Source organism: Streptomyces sp. CBMA152, assembly GCF_014596475.1.
Classification (GTDB): Bacteria; Actinomycetota; Actinomycetes; order Streptomycetales; family Streptomycetaceae; genus Streptomyces.
Window position 1 is genome coordinate 617,401 of record NZ_MECJ01000033.1, and the last position, 26,164, is coordinate 643,564.

At 70.3% G+C, this 26,164-nt stretch carries 21 protein-coding genes; 17 read left to right on the plus strand and 4 right to left on the minus strand.

Annotated elements, in window-relative coordinates; all coding sequences use genetic code 11:
• Positions 1-59 precede the first annotated feature (59 nt).
• The 3 genes from BG418_RS35640 (at position 60) to BG418_RS35650 (ending at position 3,574) form a co-directional block, all read left to right on the plus strand.
• Entirely contained in the window at positions 60-1,493 is a 1,434-nt protein-coding gene (locus BG418_RS35640) for a PucR family transcriptional regulator (protein ID WP_188278192.1), read from the plus strand.
• A gap of 66 nt (positions 1,494-1,559) precedes the next feature.
• Positions 1,560-2,717 (plus strand): acyl-CoA dehydrogenase family protein, encoded by a 1,158-nt coding sequence (locus tag BG418_RS35645; RefSeq protein ID WP_188278193.1) that lies wholly within the window; start codon positions 1,560-1,562, stop codon positions 2,715-2,717.
• Positions 2,714-3,574, plus strand: coding sequence for an acyl-CoA thioesterase II (locus BG418_RS35650; protein ID WP_188278194.1), 861 nt, complete (start codon positions 2,714-2,716; stop codon positions 3,572-3,574). The genes BG418_RS35645 and BG418_RS35650 overlap by 4 nt, the downstream gene beginning before the upstream one ends.
• 154 nt (positions 3,575-3,728) lie before the next feature.
• Here the strand turns inward: BG418_RS35650 and BG418_RS35655 are convergent, their stop codons facing one another.
• Entirely contained in the window at positions 3,729-4,508 is a 780-nt protein-coding gene (locus tag BG418_RS35655) for a phosphatase (protein ID WP_188278195.1), read from the minus strand.
• Positions 4,509-4,597: 89 nt separating this feature from the next.
• Positions 4,598-5,203, minus strand: coding sequence for a TetR/AcrR family transcriptional regulator (locus BG418_RS35660; protein WP_188278196.1), 606 nt, complete (start codon positions 5,201-5,203; stop codon positions 4,598-4,600).
• A 129-nt stretch (positions 5,204-5,332) separates the two neighbouring features.
• Here BG418_RS35660 and BG418_RS35665 point away from each other — a divergent pair, with 129 nt between their 5' ends.
• The 10 genes from BG418_RS35665 (at position 5,333) to BG418_RS35710 (ending at position 18,597) form a co-directional block, all read left to right on the plus strand.
• The gene (locus tag BG418_RS35665) at positions 5,333-6,964 is read left to right on the plus strand and encodes a carboxyl transferase domain-containing protein (protein ID WP_188278357.1); all 1,632 of its coding nucleotides are present in this window, start codon (positions 5,333-5,335) and stop codon (positions 6,962-6,964) included.
• Positions 6,965-6,972: 8 nt separating this feature from the next.
• The gene (locus BG418_RS35670; protein WP_188278197.1) at positions 6,973-8,952 is read left to right on the plus strand and encodes an acetyl-CoA carboxylase biotin carboxylase subunit; all 1,980 of its coding nucleotides are present in this window, start codon (positions 6,973-6,975) and stop codon (positions 8,950-8,952) included.
• 8 nt (positions 8,953-8,960) lie between these two features.
• Positions 8,961-9,890 (plus strand): hydroxymethylglutaryl-CoA lyase, encoded by a 930-nt coding sequence (locus BG418_RS35675; protein ID WP_188278358.1) that lies wholly within the window; start codon positions 8,961-8,963, stop codon positions 9,888-9,890.
• 5 nt (positions 9,891-9,895) lie between these two features.
• Positions 9,896-11,056: an acyl-CoA dehydrogenase family protein gene (locus BG418_RS35680; protein WP_188278198.1), complete on the plus strand. Its 1,161-nt coding sequence runs from the start codon at positions 9,896-9,898 to the stop codon at positions 11,054-11,056.
• Between the two features lie 408 nt (positions 11,057-11,464).
• Positions 11,465-12,496, plus strand: coding sequence for an ABC transporter substrate-binding protein (locus tag BG418_RS35685; protein WP_188278199.1), 1,032 nt, complete (start codon positions 11,465-11,467; stop codon positions 12,494-12,496).
• Between the two features lie 2 nt (positions 12,497-12,498).
• Entirely contained in the window at positions 12,499-13,338 is an 840-nt protein-coding gene (locus BG418_RS35690) for a siderophore-interacting protein (RefSeq protein ID WP_188278200.1), read from the plus strand.
• Between the two features lie 232 nt (positions 13,339-13,570).
• Positions 13,571-15,016: an aspartate aminotransferase family protein gene (locus BG418_RS35695; protein WP_188278201.1), complete on the plus strand. Its 1,446-nt coding sequence runs from the start codon at positions 13,571-13,573 to the stop codon at positions 15,014-15,016.
• The gene (locus BG418_RS35700) at positions 14,997-16,271 is read left to right on the plus strand and encodes a lysine N(6)-hydroxylase/L-ornithine N(5)-oxygenase family protein (RefSeq protein WP_188278202.1); all 1,275 of its coding nucleotides are present in this window, start codon (positions 14,997-14,999) and stop codon (positions 16,269-16,271) included. The genes BG418_RS35695 and BG418_RS35700 overlap by 20 nt, the downstream gene beginning before the upstream one ends.
• Positions 16,268-16,819 (plus strand): GNAT family N-acetyltransferase, encoded by a 552-nt coding sequence (locus tag BG418_RS35705; protein WP_188278203.1) that lies wholly within the window; start codon positions 16,268-16,270, stop codon positions 16,817-16,819. Before BG418_RS35700 ends, BG418_RS35705 begins: the two co-directional genes overlap by 4 nt.
• On the plus strand, positions 16,816-18,597 hold the full coding sequence (locus BG418_RS35710; RefSeq protein WP_188278204.1) for an IucA/IucC family siderophore biosynthesis protein: 1,782 nt from the start codon (positions 16,816-16,818) through the stop codon (positions 18,595-18,597). Before BG418_RS35705 ends, BG418_RS35710 begins: the two co-directional genes overlap by 4 nt.
• 269 nt (positions 18,598-18,866) lie before the next feature.
• On the opposite strand, the gene BG418_RS35715 is transcribed toward BG418_RS35710, so the two are convergent.
• The gene (locus BG418_RS35715; RefSeq protein ID WP_188278205.1) at positions 18,867-19,382 is read right to left on the minus strand and encodes an NUDIX domain-containing protein; all 516 of its coding nucleotides are present in this window, start codon (positions 19,380-19,382) and stop codon (positions 18,867-18,869) included.
• 149 nt (positions 19,383-19,531) lie between these two features.
• On the opposite strand from BG418_RS35715, the gene BG418_RS35720 reads away from it, so the two are divergent.
• Positions 19,532-20,887, plus strand: coding sequence for a hypothetical protein (locus BG418_RS35720; RefSeq protein WP_188278206.1), 1,356 nt, complete (start codon positions 19,532-19,534; stop codon positions 20,885-20,887).
• A gap of 280 nt (positions 20,888-21,167) precedes the next feature.
• Here the strand turns inward: BG418_RS35720 and BG418_RS35725 are convergent, their stop codons facing one another.
• Positions 21,168-22,721, minus strand: a complete 1,554-nt coding sequence (locus BG418_RS35725) for a beta-N-acetylhexosaminidase (protein WP_223185832.1) — start codon at positions 22,719-22,721, stop codon at positions 21,168-21,170.
• Positions 22,722-22,894: 173 nt separating this feature from the next.
• On the opposite strand from BG418_RS35725, the gene BG418_RS35730 reads away from it, so the two are divergent.
• The 3 genes from BG418_RS35730 (at position 22,895) to glmS (ending at position 26,097) form a co-directional block, all read left to right on the plus strand.
• The gene (locus BG418_RS35730) at positions 22,895-23,791 is read left to right on the plus strand and encodes a DUF4429 domain-containing protein (RefSeq protein WP_188278207.1); all 897 of its coding nucleotides are present in this window, start codon (positions 22,895-22,897) and stop codon (positions 23,789-23,791) included.
• A 131-nt stretch (positions 23,792-23,922) separates the two neighbouring features.
• Positions 23,923-24,204 (plus strand): hypothetical protein, encoded by a 282-nt coding sequence (locus BG418_RS35735; protein ID WP_188278208.1) that lies wholly within the window; start codon positions 23,923-23,925, stop codon positions 24,202-24,204.
• 75 nt (positions 24,205-24,279) lie between these two features.
• Entirely contained in the window at positions 24,280-26,097 is a 1,818-nt protein-coding gene (glmS, locus tag BG418_RS35740) for a glutamine--fructose-6-phosphate transaminase (isomerizing) (RefSeq protein WP_188278209.1), read from the plus strand.
• The last annotated feature ends 67 nt before the right edge of the window (positions 26,098-26,164 follow it).

The following is a 26,164-nucleotide window of genomic DNA, read 5'->3' on the forward strand; positions in this document are numbered from 1 at the left end:
CGACATTGAAGTGTACGTTTCGCACACTCCTGACGCCGATGATGGATGGACCATCCACCATGCCGGACACCCCCGTCCCACCCACCACTCCCGTCCCGCTCTCCGCCCTGCTGGCCCGCACGGATCTCGGCCTGCGGCAGATCGCCGGGCCGCCCGAGGCCGATGTGCACTGGGTGCACACCTCGGAGATGGCCGACCCGTATCCGTATCTCCTCGGCGGGGAGCTGCTGCTGACGGCGGGCGTGCAGCTCACCGACCCGGAGCGGTACGCGGCGCGGGTCGCGGAGGCGGGTGCGGCGGCGCTCGGCTTCGGTGTCACGCCGGTGTACGACACGGTCCCGGCGGCGCTTGTCGACGCCTGTGAGCGGCACGGGCTGCCGCTGCTCGAAGTGCCGCCGACCACCACCTTCACCGCGATCGCCCGTGCGGTGTGGGGCCTGATGACGCAGGCCCGCCACCATGAGCTGCGCCGGGTCTCGCAGGCCCAGCAGGGACTCGCCTCGGCGGCCGCGCGGCCCGACCCCGTTCCGGCGGTCCTGCACCAGCTGGCGACCCGGCTCGGCGGCTGGGCGGGGCTGCTCGCCCCCGAGGGCGCGGCCCTCCAGGCGGCGGGCCGGGACCCGTCCCCGCGCGCGTCGGCGGCGCTGCGCCACCTCGCGGCCGTGGTCGCCCCGGGCACCCCCGGCTCCCCCGCGTCCGCCACCGACACGAGCGCGGACGCGCACCTCGCCGCGTACGCGCTGGCCGGGCCGCAGGGCCTGGTGCTCGGGATCGTGGCCGAGGGGCGTGAACCCGGCGACCACACCATCGCCGGGGTCGCCTCCGTGCTGCTCTCGCTGCTCACCGCACCCCGCCAGGGCGCGGGCGAGGCCGCGCGCTCGGCCGCGCTCGTACGGCTGCTGCTCGGGGCCGCGCCCGGCGAGGTGGCGCCGCTGCTCGGGGCCGCGCCCTGGACCGTCGTCCACGCGCGCGGTGAGGGCGCCCCGCCCGATCTCGGCAGCCCTCTGGTGGACGCGGACGACGGCCACGCGCGCGTGCTCGTCCCCGGCGGGCAGGAGGTGGGCCCGCGCCCCGGCTGGACGCTCGGCGTCAGCGCGCCCGTGGCGGCCGACGGCCTGGCCGCCGCCGACGCCCAGGCCGCCCGGGCCCTGCGCCGCGCGGAGGCCGCCCGGACCGCGCTGGTGCGCCATCGCACGGGCGGATACGCCTCGTTGGTGGATCCGGAGGAAGCCGCCGCGTACGCGCGTCAGCTGCTCGCGCCGCTCTCCGAGCCGCTGCTCACGACCCTGCGCACCTGGCTCTCGCTGCACGGCAGCTGGGACCGCACGGCCGTGGCGCTCGGCGTGCACCGCAACACCGTGCGCCAGCGCCTGGCCCGCTGCGCGGCCCTGCTCGACGCCGACCTGGACGACATGGACGTACGCACCGAGCTGTGGCTGGCGCTCCGGGGTGCGGGCGGGAGTGCTGAGTCTCACTCTGGACAGTGCGAGTGACCGCCGGGTAACTTCATTATTCAATCTGAGCAAGCGCTTAGCCACTGGTTGTGAGGAGGGCGTCCCGTGCGCCGTACGGTATTCAACGAGGACCACGAGGCGTTCCGGGAGACCATCCGGGCCTTCATCGAGGCCGAGGTCGTGCCCGTCTACGACGAGTGGTACGCGGCGGGCCAGGCGCCCCGGGACTTCTACTACAAGCTCGGTGAGCTGGGCGTCTTCGGTATCCGCGTGGACGAGGAGTTCGGCGGCGCGGGCATCGACTCGCACAAGTTCGAAGCCGTGATGTACGAGGAGACGGCCCGCGCGGGCGTCAACTTCGGCGGCTCCGGCGTCCACGTCCTGCTCGGCCTGCCGTACATCCAGATGCTGGCGAGCGACGAGCAGAAGAAGCGCTTCCTGCCGAAGTTCGTCTCCGGCGAGGAGATGTGGGCGCTCGCGATGACCGAGCCGGGCACCGGCTCCGACGTCGCCGGCATGAAGACCACCGCGAAGCTCTCCGAGGACGGCACGCACTACGTCCTCAACGGCGCCAAGACGTTCATCACCGGCGGTGTGCACGCCGACCGCGTCATCGTCTGCGCCCGCACCTCCGCGCCGACCGCCGAGGACCGCCGCCACGGCATCTCCCTCTTCGCCGTCGACACCAAGTCCGAGGGCTACTCCATCGGCCGCAAGCTCGACAAGCTCGGCCTGAAGACCTCCGACACCGCCGAGCTGGCGTTCGTCGACGTCAAGGTCCCCGTCGAGGACCTGCTGGGCGAGGAGAACAAGGGCTTCTACTACCTCGGCCACAACCTCGCCTCCGAGCGCTGGGGCATCGCGTTCGGCGCGTACGCGCAGGCCAAGGCGGCCGTCCGGTTCGCCAAGGAGTACGTCCAGGAGCGCACCGTCTTCGGCAAGCCGGTCGCCACGTTCCAGAACACCAAGTTCGAACTGGCCGCCTGCCAGGCCGAGGTGGACGCCGCCGAGGCCGTCGCCGACCGCGCCCTGGAGGCCCTGGACGCGGGCGAGCTGACCCCGGCCGAGGCCGCGTCCGCGAAGCTGTTCTGCACCGAGGTCGCGCACCGCGTCATCGACCGCTGCCTCCAGCTGCACGGCGGCTACGGCTTCATGAACGAGTACCCGATCGCCCGGCTGTACGCCGACAACCGCGTCAACCGGATCTACGGCGGCACCAGCGAGATCATGAAGACGATCATCGCCAAGGACATGGGTCTGTGACCCAGGCCCTCGACGCCCTGCTCGATCTGCTCGACCTTGAGCGGATCGAGCAGGACATCTTCCGGGGCAGCTCGCGCTCGGCGCTGGTGCCCCGGGTGTTCGGCGGCCAGGTGGCGGCCCAGGCGCTGGTCGCCGCGGGTCGCACCGTCCCGCAGGACCGCACGCCGCACTCCCTGCACGCGTACTTCCTGCGCCCCGGCGACCCCGGCGCGCCGATCGTCTACCTGGTCGACCGCATCCGCGACGGCCGCTCCTTCACCACCCGAAGGGTGGTGGCCGTCCAGCACGGCAAGCCGATCTTCCATCTCTCGGCGTCGTTCCAGACGTACGAGGAGGGCCTGGAGCACCAGGCGGAGATGCCCGCCGCGCCCGACCCGGAGTCGCTGCCGACGGCCGCCGAGATGCTGCCGCGCCATCTGCCGCCGGACATCGCCCAGCGGCTGATCGAGGCCCGCGCCGCCGTCGACCTGCGCTACGCCGAGGTCCCGCCGTGGGGCAGCGTCGGCATCCCGCGCGAGCCGCGCTCCCAGGTCTGGTTCCGCACCAACGGCAAGCTCGCGGACGACCCCCTGCTGCACGTCGTGCTCGCCACGTACGTCTCCGACATGACGCTCCTGGACTCGGTCCTGCTCGCCCACGGCCGGGGCGGCTGGGCGGTCGGCGACGTGGTCGGCGCGTCCCTGGACCACGCGATGTGGTTCCACCGCCCGTTCCGAGCCGACGAATGGCTCCTCTACGACCAGGAGTCCCCATCAGCCTCGGCGGGCCGGGGCCTCGGCCAGGCAAGGATCTACACCCAGGCGGGCAACTTGGCGGTAACGGTGATCCAGGAGGGGGTTGTGCGAGTACCCCGGTAAGCCGTCTTTAGGGGCACGGGGAACTGCACGACAAGCCCAGCACGGTCCGCAGCTGTCGGGAGCCACTCACGTGTGGCGGCGCGCTGCGGTCCCGAGCAACTTAAGGGGCGCGGGGAACTGCGCGACCAGCCACCCACGGTCCGCAGCCGAAACCTCAGACCAATTCGGCGGCACCCAGCAGATACTCCGTCATCGGCTCGTAGAACCGCGGATCAGCAACATGGTCATCCATGGGGACGGCAACCTGAAGCGTCCCCTCCGCCTCCGCAAGGAACAACGCGGGATCGTTGCAGTCCGCATACCCCACCGCATCGATACCCCGCTGCGCCGCACACCCCGCCCACCCGTGGTCCGCGACGACCAGATCCGGCAGCGGCCGCCCCTCCCCCGCCAGCGCGTCCAGAATCGCGGCCATCGGCGCGGGCGAGTGCGTGTGCCACAGCGACGCACCACGCTCGAAGAGCGAGACGTCCGCGAACTGCACCACACACCCCTCATCGGCCCGCACACCGTCGGGGATGCGCACGATCTCGCACCCCGCCGCCCGCAGCGCGGCCGCGGTCCGGCTGTGCACGTCGATGAGCGACCCGGGGTGCCCGGTCGCGAACAGCACCCGCTCCCGCCCCGCCGCGGCCTTCCGCAGCCGCGCCGCCATCCGGTCGAGCGCGTCGACGGTGAGCTCGGGGTCGATGGTGTCCTGGCCGGTGCGGTACTCGGGGTCGTCCACCACACCGCAGCGCTCGGCCATCACCGCGAGCACGTCCTGCTCGTCGCTCCAGCGCTCGCCCAGCTCCAGGCCCAGCCAGTAGTGGCGGTCGCCGTTGGCGAGCTTGCGGTAGTGGGAGAGGTTGTTGTCGCGGGGGGTGGCGACGTCTCCGGCGATACGGGTGCGGACGAGGTGGTCGACGAGAGCGGCACGGCTGGGTATCGGCATGCGCCCATTCTGCCCCGGTGCGGGGCGCGGGGCCCCGCCGTCCCGCGCACTGGACGCGTCCACGCGCGCGTGCGCCCCCGGTACGCCGACTAGTTCGCCGACTGGTTCGCGAGCGCCGCGAACGCCCCGTGCGCGAGCCGCCGCAGCAGCTCCTCGGTGGCCGCGCGGCCCGGCAGGCCCAGACCGTACGAACCCAGGTGCGGCGTCGAGTTGAGCAGGCCGAAGACCGCGTGGACGGCCGCGCGGGTCTCCGCCTCGGACCCGTCCGGGTAGAGCTCGCGCACCACGGAGACCCACAGCTCCACGTACTGCCGCTGCAACTGCCGCACCAGCTTGCGGTCGCTCTCGCGCAGCCGGTCCAGCTCGCGGTCGTGGAGCGTGATCAGCGCCCGGTCGTCGAGCGCGAAGTCGATGTGGCCGTCGATGAGCGAGCCGAGGACCGCCTCCGGGCCGCCGTCGGCCGCCGCGACCCGCTTGCGCCCGCCGTCGTAGAGCCGCCCGCTGATCCCCACCAGGAGCTCCGCCAGCATCGCGTCCTTGCCAGCGAAGTGCCGGTAGAGGCCGGGGCCGCTGATGCCGACGGCCGCGCCTATCTCGTCGACGCCCACGCCGTGGAAGCCGCGCTCGGCGAAGAGGCGCGCGGCCTCGCGCAGGATCTGCTCGCGTCGGGTCGGGGCATCGGTGCGGGTGCTCATGGAAATTCATTCTAGACAACGCGGTTAGCGCTCGTTAACCTGAAGGAAACGATGTTAACGCTCATTAACATCGCGGTACGGACATCGGGCCGTGGGAACCACGGCGTACGGGCAAGGGGGCTCGACACGATGCAGCAGGCACCGGTCCTTGGGAGCGCGGCCGATCCCGCGTCCGAGGCGTGGCGGGCCAACGAGGAGGCGCACCGCGCGCTCGGCGACGGGCTGCGCGCCAGACTCGCGGCGGCCCGGCTCGGCGGCGGTGAGCGGGCCCGCGAGCGCCATGTCGCGCGCGGCAAGCTGCTGCCCCGCGACCGGGTGGACACGCTGCTCGACCCCGGCTCGCCCTTCCTGGAGCTGGCCCCGCTGGCGGCCGAGGGGATGTACGACGGCCAGGCGCCCGCCGCCGGTGTGATCGCCGGGATCGGGCGGGTCAGCGGCCGCGAGTGCGTGATCGTGGCCAACGACGCCACGGTCAAGGGCGGCACGTACTACCCGATGACCGTCAAGAAGCATCTGCGCGCCCAGGAAGTCGCCCTGGAGAACCGGCTGCCCTGCCTGTATCTGGTCGACTCCGGCGGCGCCTTCCTGCCCATGCAGGACGAGGTGTTCCCCGACCGCGACCACTTCGGGCGGATCTTCTACAACCAGGCCCGGATGTCGGGCGCGGGGATCCCGCAAATCGCCGCGGTCCTCGGCTCGTGCACTGCGGGCGGCGCCTATGTGCCCGCGATGAGCGACGAGGCCGTGATCGTCCGCAACCAGGGCACGATCTTCCTGGGCGGCCCGCCGCTGGTGAAGGCCGCCACCGGCGAGGTCGTCACCGCCGAAGAGCTGGGCGGCGGCGAGGTGCACTCGCGCGTCTCCGGCGTCACCGACCACCTCGCCGAGGACGACGCGCACGCGCTGCGGATCGTGCGCAACATCGTGGCCACGCTCCCCGCGCGCGGCGAGCTCCCGTGGAGCGTCGAGCCCGCCGAGGAGCCGAAGGTCGATCCGTACGGGCTGTACGGCGCGGTGCCGGTCGACTCGCGCACTCCGTACGACGTACGCGAGGTCATCGCGCGCGTGGTGGACGGCTCGCGCTTCCAGGAGTTCAAGTCCGAGTTCGGGCAGACGCTGATCACCGGCTTCGCCCGGATCCACGGCCACCCGGTCGGCATCGTCGCCAACAACGGCATCCTGTTCTCCGAATCCGCCCAGAAGGGCGCTCACTTCATCGAGCTGTGCGACCAGCGCGGCATCCCGCTGGTGTTCCTCCAGAACATCTCGGGCTTCATGGTCGGCCGGGACTACGAGGCGGGCGGCATCGCCAAGCACGGCGCCAAGATGGTGACGGCGGTGGCGAGCACGCGCGTGCCCAAGCTGACGGTGATCGTCGGCGGGTCGTACGGGGCGGGCAACTACTCGATGTGCGGCCGGGCCTATTCGCCGCGCTTCCTGTGGATGTGGCCCAACGCCAAGATCTCGGTGATGGGCGGCGAGCAGGCCGCATCCGTGCTGGCCACCGTCAAGCGCGACCAGTTGGAGGCGCGCGGCGAACAGTGGCCGAGCGAGGCCGAGGAGTCCTTCAAGGACCCCATCCGCGCCCAGTACGAGCAGCAGGGCAACGCCTACTACGCGACGGCCCGGCTGTGGGACGACGGGGTGATCGACCCGATGGAGACCCGCCAGGTCCTCGGGCTCGCCCTGACCGCCTGTGCCAACGCCCCCCTCCCCCAGCGGGACCTCTCGGCGCCCGGCTTCGGCGTCTTCCGGATGTGAGGCGGACCATGACGATGTTCGACACAGTCCTCGTCGCCAACCGCGGCGAGATCGCGGTCCGCGTGATCCGCACCCTGCGCGCCCTCGGGGTCCGCTCGGTCGCGGTGTTCAGCGACGCCGACGCGGACGCCAAGCACGTACGGGAGGCGGACACCGCCGTCCGGATCGGCCCGGCGGCCGCGTCCGAGAGCTATCTCCGCGTCGACCGGCTCCTGGAGGCGGCCGCCAAGTCGGGCGCCCAGGCGGTCCACCCGGGCTACGGCTTCCTCGCGGAGAACGCGGCGTTCGCGCGCGCGTGCACCGAGGCGGGCCTGGTCTTCATCGGGCCCCCGGCCGACGCGATCTCCCTGATGGGCGACAAGATCCGGGCCAAGGAGACCGTGAAGGCGGCCGGTGTCCCGGTGGTGCCCGGCTCCTCGGGCAGCGGCCTCACCGACGCCCAACTGGCCGACGCCGCCCGGGAGATCGGCATGCCGGTGCTCCTCAAGCCCAGCGCGGGCGGCGGCGGCAAGGGCATGCGCCTGGTGCGCGACGAGGCGGCGCTGGCCGACGAGATCGCCGCCGCCCGGCGCGAGGCCCGCGCCTCCTTCGGCGACGACACGCTCCTGGTGGAGCGGTGGATCGACCGCCCGCGCCACATCGAGATCCAGGTCCTGGCCGACGGCCACGGCCATGTGGTGCACCTCGGCGAGCGCGAGTGCTCGCTCCAGCGCCGCCACCAGAAGATCATCGAGGAGGCGCCCTCGGTCCTGCTCGACGAGAAGACCCGGGCCGCGATGGGCGAGGCTGCGGTCCAGGCGGCCCGCTCCTGCGGCTACGCGGGCGCGGGCACGGTCGAGTTCATCGTCCCGGGCAACGACCCGTCCTCGTACTACTTCATGGAGATGAACACCCGCCTCCAGGTGGAGCACCCGGTCACCGAGCTCATCACCGGCCTGGACCTGGTGGAGTGGCAGGTGCGGGTCGCGGCGGGCGAGGAACTGCCGTACGGACAGGACGACATCACCCTCACCGGCCACGCCGTGGAGGCCCGCATCTGCGCCGAGGACCCCTCGCGCGGCTTCCTGCCCTCGGGCGGTACGGTCCTGGCGCTGCACGAGCCGCAGGGCGACGGGGTGCGCACCGACTCGGGGCTGAGCGAGGGCACGGAGGTCGGCAGCCTGTACGACCCGATGCTGTCCAAGGTCATCGCGTACGGGCCGGACCGCGCCACCGCGCTGCGTCGGCTGCGGGCGGCGCTCGCCGACACGGTCACGCTCGGCGTGCCCACGAACGCCGGGTTCCTGCGCAGGCTGCTCGCCCACCCGGCCGTGGTCGCGGGCGAGTTGGACACGGGCCTGGTCGAGCGCGAGGCCGACGGGCTGGTGCCCGAGGGGGTGCCGGACGAGGTGTACGCGGCGGCCGCCGCGGTGCGGCAGGAGGCGCTGCGCCCCGCGCCCACGGGTGCCTGGCAGGACCCGTTCTCGGCGGTGAGCGGCTGGCGCCTCGGAGGCGAACCGGCCCCGCTGGCCTTCCCGTTCCGTATCGCGGGACTCGAACCCGTTACTCACGTGGTGCGCGGCGGGACGACCGGACGGGTCACCCCCGACCACGTCACCGTGGAGCTCGACGGTGTCACCCACACCTTCACCACTGCCCCCTCCCCGGAGGGGACCTGGCTCGGCCGCGACGGCGACAGTTGGCACGTCCTGGACCACGACCCGGTGGAGGCCGCGCTCAGCGGCACCGCGCGCGGTGGCGTCGACACGCTGGCCGCACCGATGCCCGGCACGGTCACCGTCGTCAAGGTGGCGGTCGGGGACCAGGTCGCGGCGGGCCAGAGCCTGCTGGTGGTCGAGGCGATGAAGATGGAGCACGTCATCTCCGCCCCACACGCCGGCACCGTCACCGAGCTGGACGTCTCGCCCGGCTCGACCGTCGCCATGGACCAGGTCCTGGCCGTGGTGACCCCGGAAGAGAGCCCGGAGCCCAAGGAGGAGGAGCAGTGACGCTGCCCATGGTCGTACCGGCGCAGGATCTGCCCGCCTCGGTGCGCATTCACGAGGTCGGGGCCCGCGACGGCCTGCAGAACGAGAAGGGCGTCATCCCGACCGAGATCAAGGCGGAGTTCATCCACCGCCTGGCCGAGGCGGGCCTGACCACGATCGAGGCGACGAGTTTCGTACGCCCTGAGTGGGTGCCCCAACTGGCCGACGCCGAGCAGCTGTTCCCGATGCTGGACGACATGAAGGGCGTGGCGCTGCCCGTCCTCGTGCCCAACCAGCGGGGCCTGGACCGGGCGCTCGCGCTCGGCGCCCGCCGGATCGCGGTGTTCGCCAGCGCCACGGAGTCGTTCGCCAAGGCCAATCTGAACCGTACGGTCGACGAGTCGCTGGCCGTGTTCGCACCGGTCGTGGCCCGCGCCAAGGAGCAGAAGGTCCATGTCCGGGGCTATCTGTCGATGTGCTTCGGCGACCCCTGGGAGGGCCCTGTCCCGGTCCACCAGGTCGTCAGGGTCGCCAAGTCCCTGATGGAGATGGGCTGCGACGAGCTGAGCCTCGGCGACACCATCGGCGTCGCGACCCCGGCGCACGTCCAGACGCTGCTGGCCGAGCTGAACGAGGAGGGCGTGCCGACCTCCGCGATCGGCGTGCACTTCCACGACACCTACGGCCAGGCGCTCGCCAACACGTTCGCCGCGCTCCAGCACGGCGTGGCCACCGTCGACGCCTCGGCGGGCGGCCTCGGCGGCTGCCCGTACGCCAAGTCCGCCACCGGAAACCTCGCCACCGAAGACCTCGTGTGGATGCTCCAGGGCCTCGGTATCGACACCGGGGTCGACCTCGGCCGGCTCACCGCCACCAGCCTCTGGCTGGCCGAGCAGTTGGGGCGCCCCAGCCCCTCCCGTACCGTCCGCGCCCTCGCGCACGACTCCCACAAGGAGTGACCCCCATGTCCCTTGACCACCGGCTTTCCGCCGAACACGAAGAACTCCGCCGTACGGTCGAGGAGTTCGCGCACGACGTCGTCGCCCCGAAGATCGGCGACTACTACGAACGCCATGAGTTCCCGTACGAGATCGTCCGCGAGATGGGCCGCATGGGCCTGTTCGGACTGCCCTTCCCCGAGGAGTACGGCGGGATGGGCGGCGACTACCTCGCCCTGGGCATCGCCCTGGAGGAGCTGGCCCGGGTCGACTCGTCGGTGGCCATCACCCTGGAGGCGGGCGTCTCGCTCGGCGCGATGCCGGTGTTCCGGTTCGGCACCGAGGAGCAGAAGCGCGAGTGGCTGCCGCGGCTGTGCTCCGGCGAGATGCTGGGCGCGTTCGGCCTCACCGAGCCGGACTGCGGTTCGGACGCGGGCGGCACGCGTACGACGGCGGTGCGCGACGGCGACGAGTGGGTCATCAACGGCACCAAGTGCTTCATCACCAACTCCGGTACGGACATCACGGGCCTGGTGACGGTGACGGCGGTGACCGGCCGCAAGGACGACGGCCGCCCGCTGATCTCGTCCATCATCGTCCCCTCCGGCACGCCGGGCTTCACGGTGGCCGCGCCGTACTCGAAGGTGGGATGGAACGCGTCGGACACCCGCGAGCTGTCCTTCCAGGACGTCCGCGTGCCGGTGGCGAACCTGCTCGGCGAGGAGGGCCGGGGCTACGCGCAGTTCCTGCGGATCCTGGACGAGGGCCGCATCGCCATCTCCGCGCTCGCGACGGGCCTGGCGCAGGGCTGCGTCGACGAGTCCGTGAAGTACGCGCACGAGCGGCACGCCTTCGGGCGCCCGATCGGTGACAACCAGGCCATCCAGTTCAAGATCGCCGACATGGAGATGCGGGCGCACATGGCCCGCGTCGGCTGGCGCGACGCCGCGTCACGGCTGGTGAGCGGCGAGCCGTTCAAGAAGGAGGCGGCGCTCGCGAAGCTGTACTCGTCGACGGTCGCGGTCGACAACGCGCGCGAGGCCACGCAGATCCACGGCGGGTACGGGTTCATGAACGAGTACCCCGTGGCCCGGATGTGGCGCGACTCCAAGATCCTGGAGATCGGCGAGGGCACCAGTGAGGTGCAGCGGATGCTGATCGCACGGGAGTTGGGCCTTCCGGCCTGACATCGCCCCGCGCCCCTCGGGCGGCAGGCCGCCGACACGCTGGTCTGTCGCCCGAAGGTGTGGCGCGCGGCCCGTACGCCGGGCGTGTGCGTTTTCAGCACACCACGCTCGGGAGGGTGATCCCACCCACCTGTCCCACCTGCCCCGGTCGTCCGCCGCTGTGGAAGGACACGTCCACGACGACGCCGGGCGCGGCTGATCGCTGGCATTGGCATTGCACGGCTTGCCGTCTGGTCTACGAGCCCACCGCCTCGCACAAGGTGAGGTTCACGTACGCACCGCTCAGGCGGTGAGGTGCGGGGCATCGCACGTGACTTGGTGACCCCTTTACAGATCCTTGTGAGGTTAGGCTAACCTACCTGGGAACTGCCAAGTGGCCGACCCCGGCACGTACGAAAGCGGACCGTCATGCCCATGTCCCGAGCGTCCCACCTCTCCCGTCGCGGTCTGCTGGCCGCCGGCGGTGCCATCGGCCTCGGGGCCGCGCTGGCCGCCTGCGGGGGCGGCGACGACAAGAAATCGGGCGGTACGGACAAGGGCGCCGGGAAGTCCGGGCCGTGGTCGTTCAAGGACGACCGCGCCAAGACGGTCGAGGCGAAGTCCACCCCGAAGACCATCGTGGCCTTCACCGGCACCGCCGCCGCCCTCCACGACTACGGCGTCGAGGTCAAGGCCGTCTTCGGTCCGACGAAGACCAAGGACGGCAAGCCGGACGTCCAGGCGGGCGACCTCGACATCAGCAAGGTCGAGATCCTCGGCAACGTCTGGGGCGAGTTCAACGTCGAGAAGTACGCGGCGCTCGGCCCGGACCTGCTCGTCACGGACATGTGGGAGAAGGACGCCCTCTGGTACGTGCCGGACAACAGCAAGGACAAGATCCTCACGCTGGCGCCCAGCGTGGCGCTCTGGGCCGCGCAGATCAGCATGCCCGCGGCCCTCCAGCGCCGCGCCGACCTCGCCGCCTCCCTCGGCGCCGACCTCAAGGCCGCCAAGGTCACCGCCGCCAAGGCCCGTTTCGAGAAGGCCGCGGCCCAGTTGCGCGCCGCCGCGAAGGCCAACCCCGGTGTGACGGTGATGATCGGCTCCGCCAGCGCCGACCTGTTCTACGTCTCCGCGCCCAAGATGTCCGCCGACACCGCGTACTTCCAGGAGCTCGGCGTGAAGTTCGTCGAGCCGAAGGTGAACGCGCAGGGCTTCTTCGAGGAGCTGAGCTGGGAGAACGTCGGCAAGTACAAGGCCGACGTGATCATGATGGACAACCGCTCCACGGCCCTGCAGCCCGACGCCCTGAAGTCCAAGCCGACCTGGACGGGCCTGCCCGCCGTCAAGGCCGGCCAGGTCACCCCGCGCACCACCGAGCCGATCTACTCGTACGACAAGTGCGCCCCGATCCTCGAATCGCTCGCGAAGGCGATCGAAACAGCGAAGAAGGTTGCCTGACCATGACGCTGACAGCCGAGACCGCCACCGTCCCCTTCCGTCTCTTCGACCTCCACGTGGTACGGACCCGGCGGCTCGGCCCGTCGCTGGTCCGGATCACCTTCGGCGGCGAGGAGTTGGCGTACTTCGAGGCGGGCGGGCGCGACCAGAGCCTGTCGCTCTTCCTGCCCCACCCCGGCCAGGCGGCCCCCGTGCTGCCGCCGGCGATCAACCCGGAGACGTGGTTCGCGGAGTACCGCGCGCTGCCCGACGACGTACGGGCCGTGATGCGCTCGTACACCGTGCGCGCGCAGCGCCGTGAGCCCGACGAGGTCGACATCGACTTCGCGCTCCACCAGGACGGCGGTCCGGCGTGCCGCTGGGCCGACCGCGCCGTGCCCGGGGACCGTGTGGCGGTCCTCGGTCCGGCGATCGCCGACAACACGGCCGTTCGCTTCCGGCCGCCTGTCGGAACTGACGGGGTCGTGTTGTGGGGGGACGAGACCGCGTTGCCCGCGCTGTCCTCCATCCTGGAGTGGCTTCCGCGGGGTACGCGGGCGCGGGTGTTCATCACTGTTCCGTTCAGTGCGGACCGGATGCCGCTGCCTACCGCTGCGGATGCGTCCATTACGTGGCTCGTGCGGGAGGAAGGTGCGGCGTCTCCCGTGGAGGCGGTCCGGTCCGAGGCCTCGCTCCCGGGAGTCGACCCGTATGTGTGGATCGCGGGTGAGTCGTCTTCCATGCGGGAGTTGCGGCGGCACTTTGTGAATGAGCGTCAGGTTGATCGGCGGAACGTCACGTTCGTGGGCTATTGGCGGCGCGGGCGGTCCGAGGACCAGCTGCGTGCGGAGGAAGCCGCCTAAGCGGAGCGGTTGTTCGTCTGCGGGCCGGTGGGGGCTTGTCGCGCAGTTCCCCGCGCCCCTATAAGCGGGCCAGTACCGCAGCGAACCGCCACCCACATGCACCCCCTGGGGGGCGAGTGATTGTTGATCTCGAAGTTAGGTTAGGCTAACCTTACTTACAGATCGCGGTCCTCGCCCCCTTCCTCATCTGCCCGGAGGGCCCGACGAAGTCCCCGATCCGGGAGGACAGTTCATGCGTTCGCACCTGCTCAATGACACGACGGCGGAGAGCTACCGGCGCTCCGTGACCGAAGGAGTCGAGCGGGTGGCGTCGAAACTCGCCGCGACCCGGCGCCCGTTCACGGGTGTCGGCGTCGAGGACATCGCCCCGCTCGTCGACGGCATCGACCTCGACCGGCCGCTGGGCGACACCTCCGCCGTCCTCGACGAGCTGGAGGACGTGTATCTGCGCGACGCCGTCTACTTCCACCACCCCCGCTACCTCGGCCACCTCAACTGCCCGGTCGTCATCCCGGCCGTACTCGGCGAGGCGGTCCTCTCGGCCGTCAACTCCTCGCTCGACACCTGGGACCAGAGCGCGGGCGGCACGCTCATCGAGCGCCGCCTGATCGACTGGACGGCCGGTCGCGTCGGCTACGGTCCGGGCGCCGACGGCGTGTTCACCAGCGGCGGGAGCCAGTCCAACCTCCAGGCGCTGCTGCTCGCCCGCGAGGAGGCCAAGACCGACGACCTCGGGAAACTGCGGATCTTCTCCTCCGAGTGCAGCCACTTCAGTGTGCAGAAGTCCGCCCAGTTGCTGGGGCTCGGCCGCTCCGCCGTCGTGTCGATTCCCTGTGACCACGAAAAGCGGATGCAGACCGTGGCGCTCGCCCGGGCCCTGGAGAAGTGCGTGGCCGAGGGCAATGTGCCGATGGCCGTCGTCGCCACCGCCGGGACCACCGACTTCGGGTCCATCGACCCGCTGCCGGAGATAGCCGAGCTGTGTGCGCAGTACGGGGCCTGGTTCCACGCGGACGCCGCGTACGGCTGCGGGCTGCTCGTCTCGCCGACCCGGCGCCACCTCCTGGAGGGCATCGAGCGCGCCGACTCCGTCACCGTGGACTACCACAAGTCCTTCTTCCAGCCGGTGAGTTCGAGCGCGATCGTGGTCAAGGACGGCACCACGCTGCGCCACGCCACGTATCACGCGGACTATCTCAACCCGCGCCGCGCCGCCGAGGAGCGCATCCCCAACCAGGTCGACAAGTCCCTCCAGACCACCCGCCGCTTCGACGCCCTGAAGCTGTGGATGACCCTGCGCACGATGGGCGCCGACGGTGTCGGCCGGCTCTTCGACGAGGTCTGCGAGCTGGCCGGGGAGGGCTGGCGGCTGCTCGCCGCCGATCCGCGCTACGACGTCGTCGTCGAGCCCAGCCTGTCCACCCTGGTCTTCCGCTACATCCCGGACGCGGTCACCTCGCCCGCCGAGATCGACCGCGCCAACCTCTACGCCCGCAAGGCGCTGTTCGCGTCCGGCGAGGCCGTCGTCGCCGGTACCAAGGCCGGCGGCCGCCAGTACCTGAAATTCACCCTGCTCAACCCCGAGACGACGGTCCACGACATCGCCGCCGTCCTCGATCTGATCGCCGGCCACGCCGAGCAGTACCTGGGAGAGAACCTTGTCCACGCAGCCTCGTGAGCCGTACGACTTCATCGGGATCGGCCTCGGGCCCTTCAACCTGGGCCTGGCCTGCCTGACCGAGCCGATCGACGAGCTCAGCGGCCTCTTCCTGGAGACCAAGCCGGACTTCGAGTGGCACTCGGGGATGTTCCTGGAGGGCGCCCACCTCCAGACGCCGTTCATGTCGGACCTGGTCACCCTCGCCGATCCGACCTCCCCGTACTCCTTCCTCAACTATCTGAAGGAGTCGGGCCGCCTTTACTCGTTCTACATACGCGAGAACTTCTACCCGCTGCGCACCGAGTACAACGACTACTGCCGCTGGGCGGCCGGGAAACTCTCCTCGATCCGCTTCAACCAGACGGTGAAGACGGTGACGTACGAGAACGAGGTGTACGTCGTACGCACGGAGGACGGCTCCGAGTTCCGCGCCCGCCGTCTGGTGCTCGGCACCGGCACCCCGCCGTTCGTCCCCGAGGCGTGCCGGGACCTGGGCGGCGACTACCTGCACAACTCCCGTTACCTGGACCACAAAGAGGCGCTACAGGCGAAGAAGTCGATCACCCTGGTCGGCAGCGGGCAGTCCGCCGCCGAGATCTACTACGACCTGCTGAGCGAGATCGACGTCCACGGCTACCGGCTGAACTGGGTCACCCGCTCGCCCCGCTTCTTCCCGCTCGAATACACCAAGCTGACGCTTGAGATGACCTCGCCGGAGTACACGGACTACTTCCACGCACTCCCCGAGGACACCCGCTACCGCCTGGAGTCCGAGCAGAAGGGCCTCTTCAAGGGCATCGACTCGGAGCTGGTCGACGCGATCTTCGATCTGCTCTACCAGAAGAGCCTGAAGGGCCCGGTCCCGACGCGTCTGCTCACCAACTCCTCCCTCAACAACGCGAGTTACGACGCCACGACGGGCTCGTACGAACTCGGTCTGCGCCAGGAGGAGCAGGGCAAGGACTTCACGCTCACCACCCAGGGCCTGGTCCTGGCCACCGGCTACAAGTACGCCGAGCCCGAGTTCCTCAAGCCCGTCTCCGACCGGCTCAAGCGGGACGGGCGCGGCCGGTTCGACGTGGCCCGCAACTACGCCATCGACACGGCGGGGCGCGAGATCTTCCTCCAGAACGCCGCCGTGCACACCCACTCGATCACCTCGCCCGACCTGGGCATGGGCGCCTACCGCAACGCGTACATCATCGGCGAGCTCCTCGGCCGCGAGTACTACCCGGTCGAGAAGTCCATCGCCTTCCAGGAGTTCGCCGTATGAGCACCACGCACACGACCGCCGGCATAGGCACCTTCACCGCCCGCCCCCTCGACCCCTTGAAGGACGCCGAGCTGCTGCACGGCTGGGTCACCCACCCCAAGGCCGCGTTCTGGATGATGCAGGACGCGAAACTTGAGGACGTCGAGCGGGCGTACATGGAGATCGCGGCCGACGAGCACCACCACGCCCTGCTCGGACTGCACGACGGCACCCCCGCGTTCCTGATGGAGTACTACGACCCGGCCCACCGCGAACTGGTCGGCCTGTACGACCCCGAGCCCGGCGACGTCGGCATGCACTTCCTGGTCGCACCGACCGGCACACCGGTGCACGGCTTCACCCGGGCGGTGATCACCGCCGTGATGGCCCACCTGTTCGCGGACCCGACGACCCGGCGGGTCGTCGTGGAGCCCGACGTGGGCAACAAGGCGGTGCACGCGCTGAACGCGGCGGTCGGCTTCGAGGTCGTCGGCGAGATCGCCAAGCCGGAGAAGACGGCGCTGCTGAGCGTGTGCACGCGGGAGTCGTTCGAGGAGGCCACCCGATGAGCACGATCGACATTGCGGTACCGCACCTCACCCCCGAGCTGTGGGCAGAGGCCAACCGGCTGCTGGTGCGCAAGGCGCTGGCCGAGTTCGCGCACGAGCGGCTGCTGAAGCCGGAGTCGCTGGGCGAGGACCGGTACAGCGTACGAAGTGACGACGGCTCGGCGGAGTACCGCTTCACGGCGGGCCTGTACGCGCTCGACCACTGGCAGGTGTACCCCGAGTCGATCTCGCGCCACGCGGCGGACGGCGGTGAACTCCCGCTCGACGCCCTGGACTTCTTCATCGAGCTGCGCGCGACGCTCGGCCTGAGCGACGAGATCCTGCCGGTGTACCTGGAGGAGATCTCGTCCACGCTGTCCGGCACGGCGTACAAACTGACGAAGGATCAGATTTCCTCGGCCGACCTGGCGAAGTCCGGCTTCCAGGCGATCGAGACGGGGATGACCGAGGGCCACCCCTGCTTCGTCGCCAACAACGGCCGGCTCGGGTTCGGTGCGCACGAGTACCCCGCGTACGCGCCCGAGGCCGCCGCACCCGTCCGGCTGATCTGGCTGGCCGCGCGCCGCGACCGGGCGACGTTCACGTCAGGTGCCGGGCTCGACTACGAGACGCTGATGCGGGCGGAGCTGGGCGAGGCGACCCTGGCCCGCTTCGCGGCGACGCTGGCCGAGCGGGGCCTGGACCTCGCGGACTACCAGCTCCTTCCGGTCCACCCCTGGCAGTGGTGGAACAAGCTGTCGGTGACGTTCGCGGCGGAGGTGGCGCAGGAGAGGCTGGTGCCGCTGGGGGTGGGCGACGACGAGTACCTGGCGCAGCAGTCGATCCGTACGTTCTACAACACGACGGATTCGTCGAAGCACTACGTGAAGACGGCGCTGTCCGTCCTCAACATGGGCTTCATGCGAGGCCTCTCGGCGGCGTACATGGAGGCGACGCCGGCGATCAACGACTGGCTGGCGGCGCTGGTGGAGCAGGACTCGGTCCTCCAGTCGGCCCGTTTCTCGATCATCCGCGAACGGGCGGCGATCGGCTACCACCACCGCCAGTACGAACGGGCCACCGACCGCTACTCCCCGTACCGCAAAATGCTGGCCGCGCTGTGGCGCGAGAGCCCGGTGCCGTCGCTGCGACCGGGCGAGCGGCTGGCGACGATGGCGTCGCTGCTGCATGTGGACGGGGCGGGGGCGTCGTTCGCGGGCGCGCTGATAGCGGAGTCGGGGGTGGGGGCGAAGGAGTGGCTGCGCGGCTATCTGCAGGCCTACCTGCTCCCGATCCTCCACTCGTTCTACGCCTACGACCTGGCCTACATGCCGCACGGCGAGAACGTGATCCTGGTCCTCGCGGAGGACGGCACGGTCTCGCGGGCGATCTTCAAGGACATCGCCGAGGAGATCGCGGTCATGGACCCCGACGCGGTACTGCCGCCGGAGGTCGAACGCGTCCGGGTGGACGTGCCCGACGACATGAAGCTCCTGTCCGTCTTCACGGACGTCTTCGACTGCTTCTTCCGCTTCTTGAACGCGACGCTGGCGAGTGAGGGGGTGGTGGAGGAGTCGGAGTTCTGGGCGGCGGTCTCGGAATGCGTCACGTCATACCAGGCGTCCACGCCCGAACTGGCGGACAAGTTCAAGCAGTACGACATGTTCGCGCCGGAGTTCGCCCTGTCCTGCCTGAACCGCCTCCAGCTCCGCAACAACCGCCAGATGGTGGACCTGGCGGACCCGGCGGGGGCGCTGCAACTGGTGGGCAACTTGAGGAACCCGATCGCGGGGGCGTGAAGCCGGGGGGCCGGGTCGCTTATGGCGGTCTTGGCCCCCCACCCCACCCCTTCCCTGAACCCTCCGGGGGTGGGTGGGGGTGGAGGCAGTTTCCGGGGGCGGGGCTACGCCCCTGCACCCCGCTTCGGGGCTCCGCCCAGGCTTGGCGAGCGGGCCTCGTATCAGCGCTCCGCCGCGTTGCAGTCCGCGCACTCGGTGTTGAGGGGCTTGCGCGTGGCCGGATCGATCGTGAGCGTCACTCCGCGCCAGCCCCTGCCGGGGTTCATGGGCTACCCGCCGACGAGTTCGCCGAGCAGGAACATGGGCTGTCTCATGCCGTACTCGAACGCACGTGCCGCCGCGCGGATCTGGGCGGCCTGGTACGGGAAGGCGAGCTCGTCCAGTTGCCCCGTGGGCACCCACTCGACGGCGGACAGTTCGCCTCGCGCCGTCCCGGGAAGCGTTACCGCTGCGGCTTCCGCGTCATCGAGCGTCCCGCCGTCGAGGACGAAGTTGATGCCCTCGGCGCTCGTTCCGCCCTCGCTCGCAGGCACCTGGTCGACCATGAGCAAGTACGAGAGCCTGCGCCTGAGGCCGGTCTCTCGCAGCAGCTCACGGGCTGCGGCAACGGCGATGGGCTCGCCCACGTGCATTCCACCGCCCGGAAGCCGCCAGCCCTGCTTCTGGTCGGTGTGCCGACGCCTCGGCTTCACCATCAGGATGTCGCCGTATCTGTTGCGGACCAGGACCACCGCCCTGATGCGCCGGCGGGGCGGGTCGGCGTGGTCGACGTCAGCGTGCGCCATGGGGGCATCCGTTCTCTTGAGGGGCGAGTCCCGCCTCGGCGATCTCTCCTGCCTCTACGCAACCGCACGACCACGCACAGCGGTACCGTGGGAGCGGGGCCGAGGCATGAAAGCCATGAACGCCGCGCAGTCCGTGGGGAGTTGAAGGCATGGCGAACCGCTCACGTACACCGAACCCGGGCTTGGAGGATCTGCTCAAGCAGGCGAAATGGTCGCGGTCGCAGTTCGCGAGCATCGTCAACCGCTTGGGCGCCGAAGCCGGACTGGATCTGCACTACGACCAGTCGGCCGTGTCGCACTGGGTCAGCGGCACCGTACCGAACGCCCCGGTCAGGCGCGTGATCGTCGAGGCTTTCTCCCGCAAGCTGCACCGTACGGTGACGCACGCCGAGGCGGGACTACCGCTCGCCGCCTCCGACCGGGCTCCGGCCGCCGTCGACACCATGGAGGAAATCGTCGACCTGGGAACGGCCGACATGGACCCGTCCCGCCGTGGCGTGATCGCCGCAGCCAGTCTGTTCTCCGCGGTCCTGGCAGTTCCGATGTTCGCCGAATCCGCGCACGCCCCAGAGGCCGTTCCGGTGAGTCCGGGCAAGATGACGGTGCGCATCGGTGCGGGTCAGGTCGAGTCGGTCCGCAGAATGACCGACAAAATCGCAGACATTCTCGACGAGTTCGGCGGAGCACACGCAAGGCCGATGGCTGCGGCGTTCCTGGTCAACACGGTCATTCCGTGGCTCCGCGCCGAGGCCACCGACGCCGTACGGAAAGACATGTGGGCGGCGGCGTCGGATTTGGTCTATCTGACCGGGTGGATGGCGATGTACGAGCGAGACCACGGCACGGCGCAGAAGTACTACCTGAAGGCCCTCAAGCTCGCCGGCCGGGCGGACGACCACGTGACGTACTGCCGGACCCTGCGCGGAATGAGCCTTCAGGCGTCCAACCTCGGGTACGGCCCCCTGGCCGTACAACTCGCGGACTCAGCGGCCGAAGCCGCGCCCAAAGCGGGCCCACGACTCCAGGCGTTCCTGACGGGACAGCAAGCGCACGCCTCCTCGATGGTGGGCGACCATCGGCGCGCGCGAAAATTGTTGACCGCCACGGAAACCGCGCTGATGAAAGCCGACAACCGCCGTGAGTCGATCGGCGGATACGACCAATCCGCCTACGCATTCCACGTCTCCCACGTCTTGTACGAGGGAAAGGATCTGCCGGGTTCCATCAGCGCCCTACAGCAGGCGCTAAAGGTGCAACCCGCGAATGAACGGCAAGGACGCGTCCACTTCAACGCGACATTGGCGCAGCGCCAGTTGCAATACGGGCACCTGGACGCGGCGTGTGATTCATGGGCGCGATTCCTGGAAGACTACGAACACATCTCCTCCGCCCGAGGCGACGAGCACTTCGAGACCATGCGACTCCGCCTGAAGCCATTCCAGCACGCCCGATCGGTGCGGGCGCTGTCTCCGCGCATCGCCGAAGTGGCCGTGCTGAAGGGCTAGTCCTTCAGCACGGCGGGGCTGCCCGTTTAGGGGCGCGGGGAACTGCGCGACCAACCCCCACCGACCCGCAGCCGAACGCAGGCACCGGGGGTGCAAGCACCGCTTACCTGCCCGGGTCCGGGGCGGAGCCCCGAGGGGGTGCAGGGGCGCAGCCCCGCCACGGGGTCCGGGGGGCGGAGCCCCTGGGACACCACCGTCGCCCCCACCCACCCCCGGAGGCCACGCGGCGGAGCCGCAAATGTCACAGCGGGAAGGGGCGGGGTGGGGGAAACCAGCGTGCCTATACCCAAGGCACCACCGGTGACCGGTAGAAGTTCACGCCCAGCGCCGACAGCCTCGGGCCCTGGGCCGCCAACCGGGCACTGTAGTCAGGCCAGTTGTGCGTCGACGACGGGGACCAGCCGATCTCCGCTATCCCCGGCAGCCGCGGGAACGCCATGTACTCGATGTCCGCGCTCGTCGTCAGCGTCTCCGACCACAGCGGGGCCTCGACCCCCAGGACCGACCCGGACGGCAGGCCCTTGATGAACGTCTCCGGGTCCCAGGCGTATGAGGCGTCCACGTCCACCAACCCCGCCCAGTCCAGCCCCAGCTTCGTCGACGCGTCGTACTTCATATCCAGGTACGCCCGGTTCGCCGGCGACATCACCAGCCGCGTCCCCGCCTTCGCCGCCGCGACCACCTCCGCCTCGTTCCCCTCCGTACCCCAGTACTGGGCCACCGCCCCGGCGACCGGACGCGCGCCGGTCAGCTGGTGCCAACCCATCACCGTCTTGCCGTACTTGGCGACGATCGCCTGTGCCTTGTCCATGAAGGCGACGTAATCCGCGTGCGGAGTCGAATGGGCCTCGTCGCCGCCTATGTGGACGTAACCGCCCGGCGTCATCGCCGACAGCTCCCGCACCACGTCGTCCAGGAACTTGTACGTCACCTCCTTCGGTACGCAGAGTGAGCTGAAGCCGACGTCCGTACCCGTGTAGAGCGGGGGCGCCACGCCGTCGCAGTTCAAGGTCGCGTAGGAGGCGAGCGCCGCGTTCGTGTGGCCGGGGGTGTCGATCTCCGGGACCACCTCCAGGTAGCGGCTCGCCGCGTACCTCACCAGCTGCTGGTAGTCCGCCTTCGTGTAGTAGCTGCCCTTGCCGCCGCCCACCTGCGTCTGGCCCCCGTACGTCGCGAGCCTGGGCCACGAGTCGATGGCGATCCGCCAGCCCTGGTCGTCGCTGAGGTGCAGATGCAGCTTGTTGATCTTGTAGAGGGCCAGCTGGTCGATGTACCGCTCGACCTGCGCGACCGTGAAGAAGTGGCGCGAGACGTCGAGCATCGCACCCCGGTACGCGTAACGCGGGGTGTCGGTGATCGTTCCGCCCGCCACCTGCCAGGGGCCCGGTTGCCCGGTCCTCTTCTCCACCGACGCCGGCAGCAGCTGCCGCAGCGTCTGGACGGCGTGGAAGAGTCCGGCCGGGCGGTGCGCCGTCAATGTCACCGCGCTCCGGCCGCTCTCCAGGCGGTACCCCTCCTCCCCCAGCCGTGTCTCGCCCGACAGGCGGAGCCGGATGCCGCCGGAGCCGTACGGCCTGACCGGCAGCGCGTACCCCGTCGAGGGACGCAGGACGTCCGCCAGGTACCCGGCGATCCGGCGGCCCTCGGGCCCGGAGGCCGCGTCGACCCGTATCGGGGTGGAGGACGTGATCGTGTACGGGGAGCCGCCGGGCGCGACCGACGCCGGGGCGGGGACTGTCTGGCCCAGCGGGCGCGGGGCCCGGGACGCTGCCGCTGCGGGGGTCGAGGAGAGGCCCGCCGCCATGAGCAGCAAGGCGCCCAGCAGACCGGCCATCGTTCTGTGCTGTCTCAGTCTCAGTCTCACAAGCGGTTCCCTTCAGCGGGGACGCGAGCAGAGGACGCGAGCAAACGAACGGGGACCATCACAACCGCCCACCGCGACCACCGTCAAGGTGCAGACCAGTAGCCAACGGGCCGCCCCCGCACGCCCGATGGAAGAATCACCTCATGGCGGAAATCATCCAGAACGACGGGACCTGGACCTTCGACGGGGACGGCGTACGCATCGTGCCCGGCAGCGACAAAGGTGTCGGCCTGCTGCGCCGTACGCTCGGTGAGATCACCGTGCCGCTCGAAGCGCTCGCCGGGGTGGCGTACGAGCCGGGGCGCAGGACCGGGCGGCTGCGGCTGAGGCTGCGCGACGGCGCCGACCCGCTGCTCCAGGTCACCGGCGGCAAGCTGGACGACGCCTCCGACCCGTACACCCTGACCGTGGAGACGAAGGCGGCCGCGATCGCCGAGTACTTCGTGGACGAGGTCCGCAACTCCCTGCTGCTCGACTCGGTGCCCACCGGGCCGGTCGACCGCTATCTGCTGCCGGGGCCCTCGCTGCCGATGACCGTGGGCGCGGGCGACGGCACGGCCAGCTTCGACGGGCGTACGGTCCGGCTCGAATGGACCTGGCACACCGACGAGGTGAAGTCGGGCAGCGGGCCGACCACTCTCGCCCTGGAGGATCTGCACGCGGTGGAGTGGCAGCCCGCGCGCGGGCTTGTGGACGGGCATGTGCGGTTCGTGAGCTCGCCGAACGCGCCCCGGCTCCCCGCCGGGCGCGATCCGCACGCCGTGGAGCTCAACGGGTTCAAGAAGGACCCGCTGATGGCGCTGCTCGCCTCGGCCGTGGTCGTGCGGATGCCGCATCCGCACGCGCCGGAGCCCGAGCCGAAGGCCCTGGAGGCCGCGCCCGCCGCGCCGGTCGCCTCCCTCACCCCCGCGCCCGCCCCCGCCGACGACCACGACGCCCTGCTGCGGCGGCTGCGGGAGCTCGGTGACCTGCGGGAATCCGGGATTCTCACGGAGGAGGAGTTCACCTTCGCCAAGCAGGCCGTACTGAAGCGGCTCTGAGGCCCCTCCCCCGCAGATACGACGCAGATACGACCCCTGGTACAGACCAGGCTGCGTATGATCATGAGAATCCTGCCCGATATCGGGCAGGATTCTTGCGTACGGGGCTGGGCACCCCGCAATATCGACGGGTGCTCGAACGCCGCAGCCCGTCGTCCCACGACGACCTCATCGACCATCTGGTGCGCAGCACCGCGCTCCAGCGCGGTGAGGCGGCCCGGGTGGTGCTCGATGTGCTGGCGTACTTCGACGAGACGTACGAGGAATTCGTCCGCCGCCGCCACCGTGAGCTGCAGTCCGGTGGCCTGGTGAACGCGGAGATCTTCGAGCGGATCTCGGCCGAGCTGCCGCACCGCGCCGTGGCGCCACCGGAGCTCTCGCTCCGGCAGCTGCGCCGCATCGTCTACGGCTGAGTCGGCTGCGGCTGAGTCGGCTGCGGCCGGGCACACCAGGAACTTGTTGTACGTCGATGGAGGGGTAGAGACTCTATGTGCGGAATCGTCGGTTATATCGGTAAGCGTGATGTGGCTCCGCTGCTGCTCGAAGGTCTGCAGCGGCTGGAGTACCGGGGTTACGACTCCGCAGGCGTCGTCATCAACAGCCCCAAGTCGGGCGCGCTGAAGATGGTCAAGGCCAAGGGTCGCGTCCGTGACCTGGAGGCCCGCGTCCCCAAGCGCTTCACCGGCACCACCGGCATCGCGCACACCCGCTGGGCCACCCACGGCGCCCCCAGCGACGTGAACTCGCACCCGCACCTCGACCCCGAGAACAAGGTCGCCGTCGTCCACAACGGCATCGTGGACAACGCCGCCGAGCTGCGCGTCAAGCTGGAGGCCGAGGGCGTCGTCTTCGCCTCCGAGACCGACACCGAGGTCATCACCCACCTGATCGCCCGCGCCCAGGCCGACACGCTTGAGGAGAAGGTCCGCGAGGCGCTCAAGGTCATCGAGGGCACCTACGGCATCGCCGTGATGCACGCCGACTTCGCCGACCGCATCGTCGTCGCCCGCAACGGCTCCCCGGTCATCCTCGGCATCGGCGAGAAGGAGATGCTCGTCGCCTCCGACGTCGCCGCGCTGATCGCCCACACCCGCCAGGTCGTCACCCTGAACGACGGCGAGATGGCCACCCTGAAGGCCGACGACTTCCGTACGTACACGACCTCGGGCACCCGCACCACCGCGACCCCCGAGACCGTCGAGTGGGAGGCCGCCTCCTACGACATGGGCGGCCACGAGACGTACATGCACAAGGAGATGTCGGAGCAGGCCGACGCCGTGGACCGCGTCCTGCGCGGCCGTATCGACGACCGGTTCTCCACCGTCCACCTCGGCGGCCTGAACCTGGACGCCCGCGAGGCCCGCGGTGTGCGCCGGATCAAGATCCTCGGCTGTGGCACCTCGTACCACGCCGGTCTGATCGGCGCCGGCCTCATCGAGGAGCTCGCCCGCATCCCCGCGGACGCCGAGCCGGCCTCCGAGTTCCGCTACCGCAACCCGGTCGTGGACCCCGACACGCTGTACATCGCGGTCTCGCAGTCCGGTGAGACCTACGACGTGCTCGCCGCCGTCCAGGAGCTCAAGCGCAAGGGCGCCCGCGTCCTCGGCGTGGTGAACGTCGTCGGTTCGGCGATCGCCCGCGAGGCCGACGGCGGCACCTACGTGCACGCCGGCCCCGAGGTCTGCGTCGTCTCCACCAAGTGCTTCACCAACACCGTGGTCGCCTTCGCGCTGCTCGCGCTGCACCTGGGCCGCATCCGCGACCTGTCGGTGGCCGACGGCAAGCGGATCATCGAGGGCCTGCGCAAGCTGCCCGAGCAGATCTCCGAGATCCTGGCGATGGAGCCGGAGATCGAGAAGCTGGCCAAGGAGTACGCGGGCGCCCAGTCGATGATGTTCATCGGGCGTGTGCGCGGCTACCCGGTCGCCCTGGAGGCCTCCCTGAAGCTCAAGGAGATCTCCTACATCCACGCCGAGGCCTACCCCGCCTCCGAGCTCAAGCACGGCCCGCTCGCGCTCATCGAGCCCGCGCTGCCGACGGTCGCGATCGTCCCCGACGACGACCTGCTGGAGAAGAACCGCGCGGCCCTGGAGGAGATCAAGGCCCGCAGCGGCCGCATCCTCGCCGTCGCCCACCGCGAGCAGGAGAAGGCCGACCACACCATCGTCGTCCCGAAGAACGAGGACGAGCTGGACCCGATCCTGATGGGCATCCCGCTCCAGCTCTTCGCGTACCACACGGCACTGGCCATGGGCCGCGACATCGACAAGCCGCGCAACCTGGCGAAGTCCGTCACGGTCGAGTAGTCCACCGGTCGCTCCACAGCGACGCAGAGACGCAGAGCGGCCCCGCACGCGCCACCAGGCGTGCGGG

Excerpts from the sequence above, each read along its gene's own strand:
- BG418_RS35640 (WP_188278192.1), top strand. The coding sequence starts at position 60 with ATGCCGGACACCCCCGTCCCACCCACCACTCCCGTCCCGCTCTCCGCC.
- BG418_RS35655 (WP_188278195.1), bottom strand. The coding sequence starts at position 4,508 with ATGCCGATACCCAGCCGTGCCGCTCTCGTCGACCACCTCGTCCGCACC.
- BG418_RS35660 (WP_188278196.1), bottom strand. The coding sequence starts at position 5,203 with ATGAGCACCCGCACCGATGCCCCGACCCGACGCGAGCAGATCCTGCGC.
- BG418_RS35665 (WP_188278357.1), top strand. The coding sequence starts at position 5,333 with ATGCAGCAGGCACCGGTCCTTGGGAGCGCGGCCGATCCCGCGTCCGAG.
- BG418_RS35670 (WP_188278197.1), top strand. The coding sequence starts at position 6,973 with ATGACGATGTTCGACACAGTCCTCGTCGCCAACCGCGGCGAGATCGCG.
- BG418_RS35675 (WP_188278358.1), top strand. The coding sequence starts at position 8,961 with ATGGTCGTACCGGCGCAGGATCTGCCCGCCTCGGTGCGCATTCACGAG.
- BG418_RS35680 (WP_188278198.1), top strand. The coding sequence starts at position 9,896 with ATGTCCCTTGACCACCGGCTTTCCGCCGAACACGAAGAACTCCGCCGT.
- BG418_RS35685 (WP_188278199.1), top strand. The coding sequence starts at position 11,465 with ATGCCCATGTCCCGAGCGTCCCACCTCTCCCGTCGCGGTCTGCTGGCC.
- BG418_RS35690 (WP_188278200.1), top strand. The coding sequence starts at position 12,499 with ATGACGCTGACAGCCGAGACCGCCACCGTCCCCTTCCGTCTCTTCGAC.
- BG418_RS35695 (WP_188278201.1), top strand. The coding sequence starts at position 13,571 with ATGCGTTCGCACCTGCTCAATGACACGACGGCGGAGAGCTACCGGCGC.
- BG418_RS35705 (WP_188278203.1), top strand. The coding sequence starts at position 16,268 with ATGAGCACCACGCACACGACCGCCGGCATAGGCACCTTCACCGCCCGC.
- BG418_RS35710 (WP_188278204.1), top strand. The coding sequence starts at position 16,816 with ATGAGCACGATCGACATTGCGGTACCGCACCTCACCCCCGAGCTGTGG.
- BG418_RS35715 (WP_188278205.1), bottom strand. The coding sequence starts at position 19,382 with ATGGCGCACGCTGACGTCGACCACGCCGACCCGCCCCGCCGGCGCATC.
- BG418_RS35720 (WP_188278206.1), top strand. The coding sequence starts at position 19,532 with ATGGCGAACCGCTCACGTACACCGAACCCGGGCTTGGAGGATCTGCTC.
- BG418_RS35725 (WP_223185832.1), bottom strand. The coding sequence starts at position 22,721 with ATGGCCGGTCTGCTGGGCGCCTTGCTGCTCATGGCGGCGGGCCTCTCC.
- BG418_RS35730 (WP_188278207.1), top strand. The coding sequence starts at position 22,895 with ATGGCGGAAATCATCCAGAACGACGGGACCTGGACCTTCGACGGGGAC.
- glmS (WP_188278209.1), top strand. The coding sequence starts at position 24,280 with ATGTGCGGAATCGTCGGTTATATCGGTAAGCGTGATGTGGCTCCGCTG.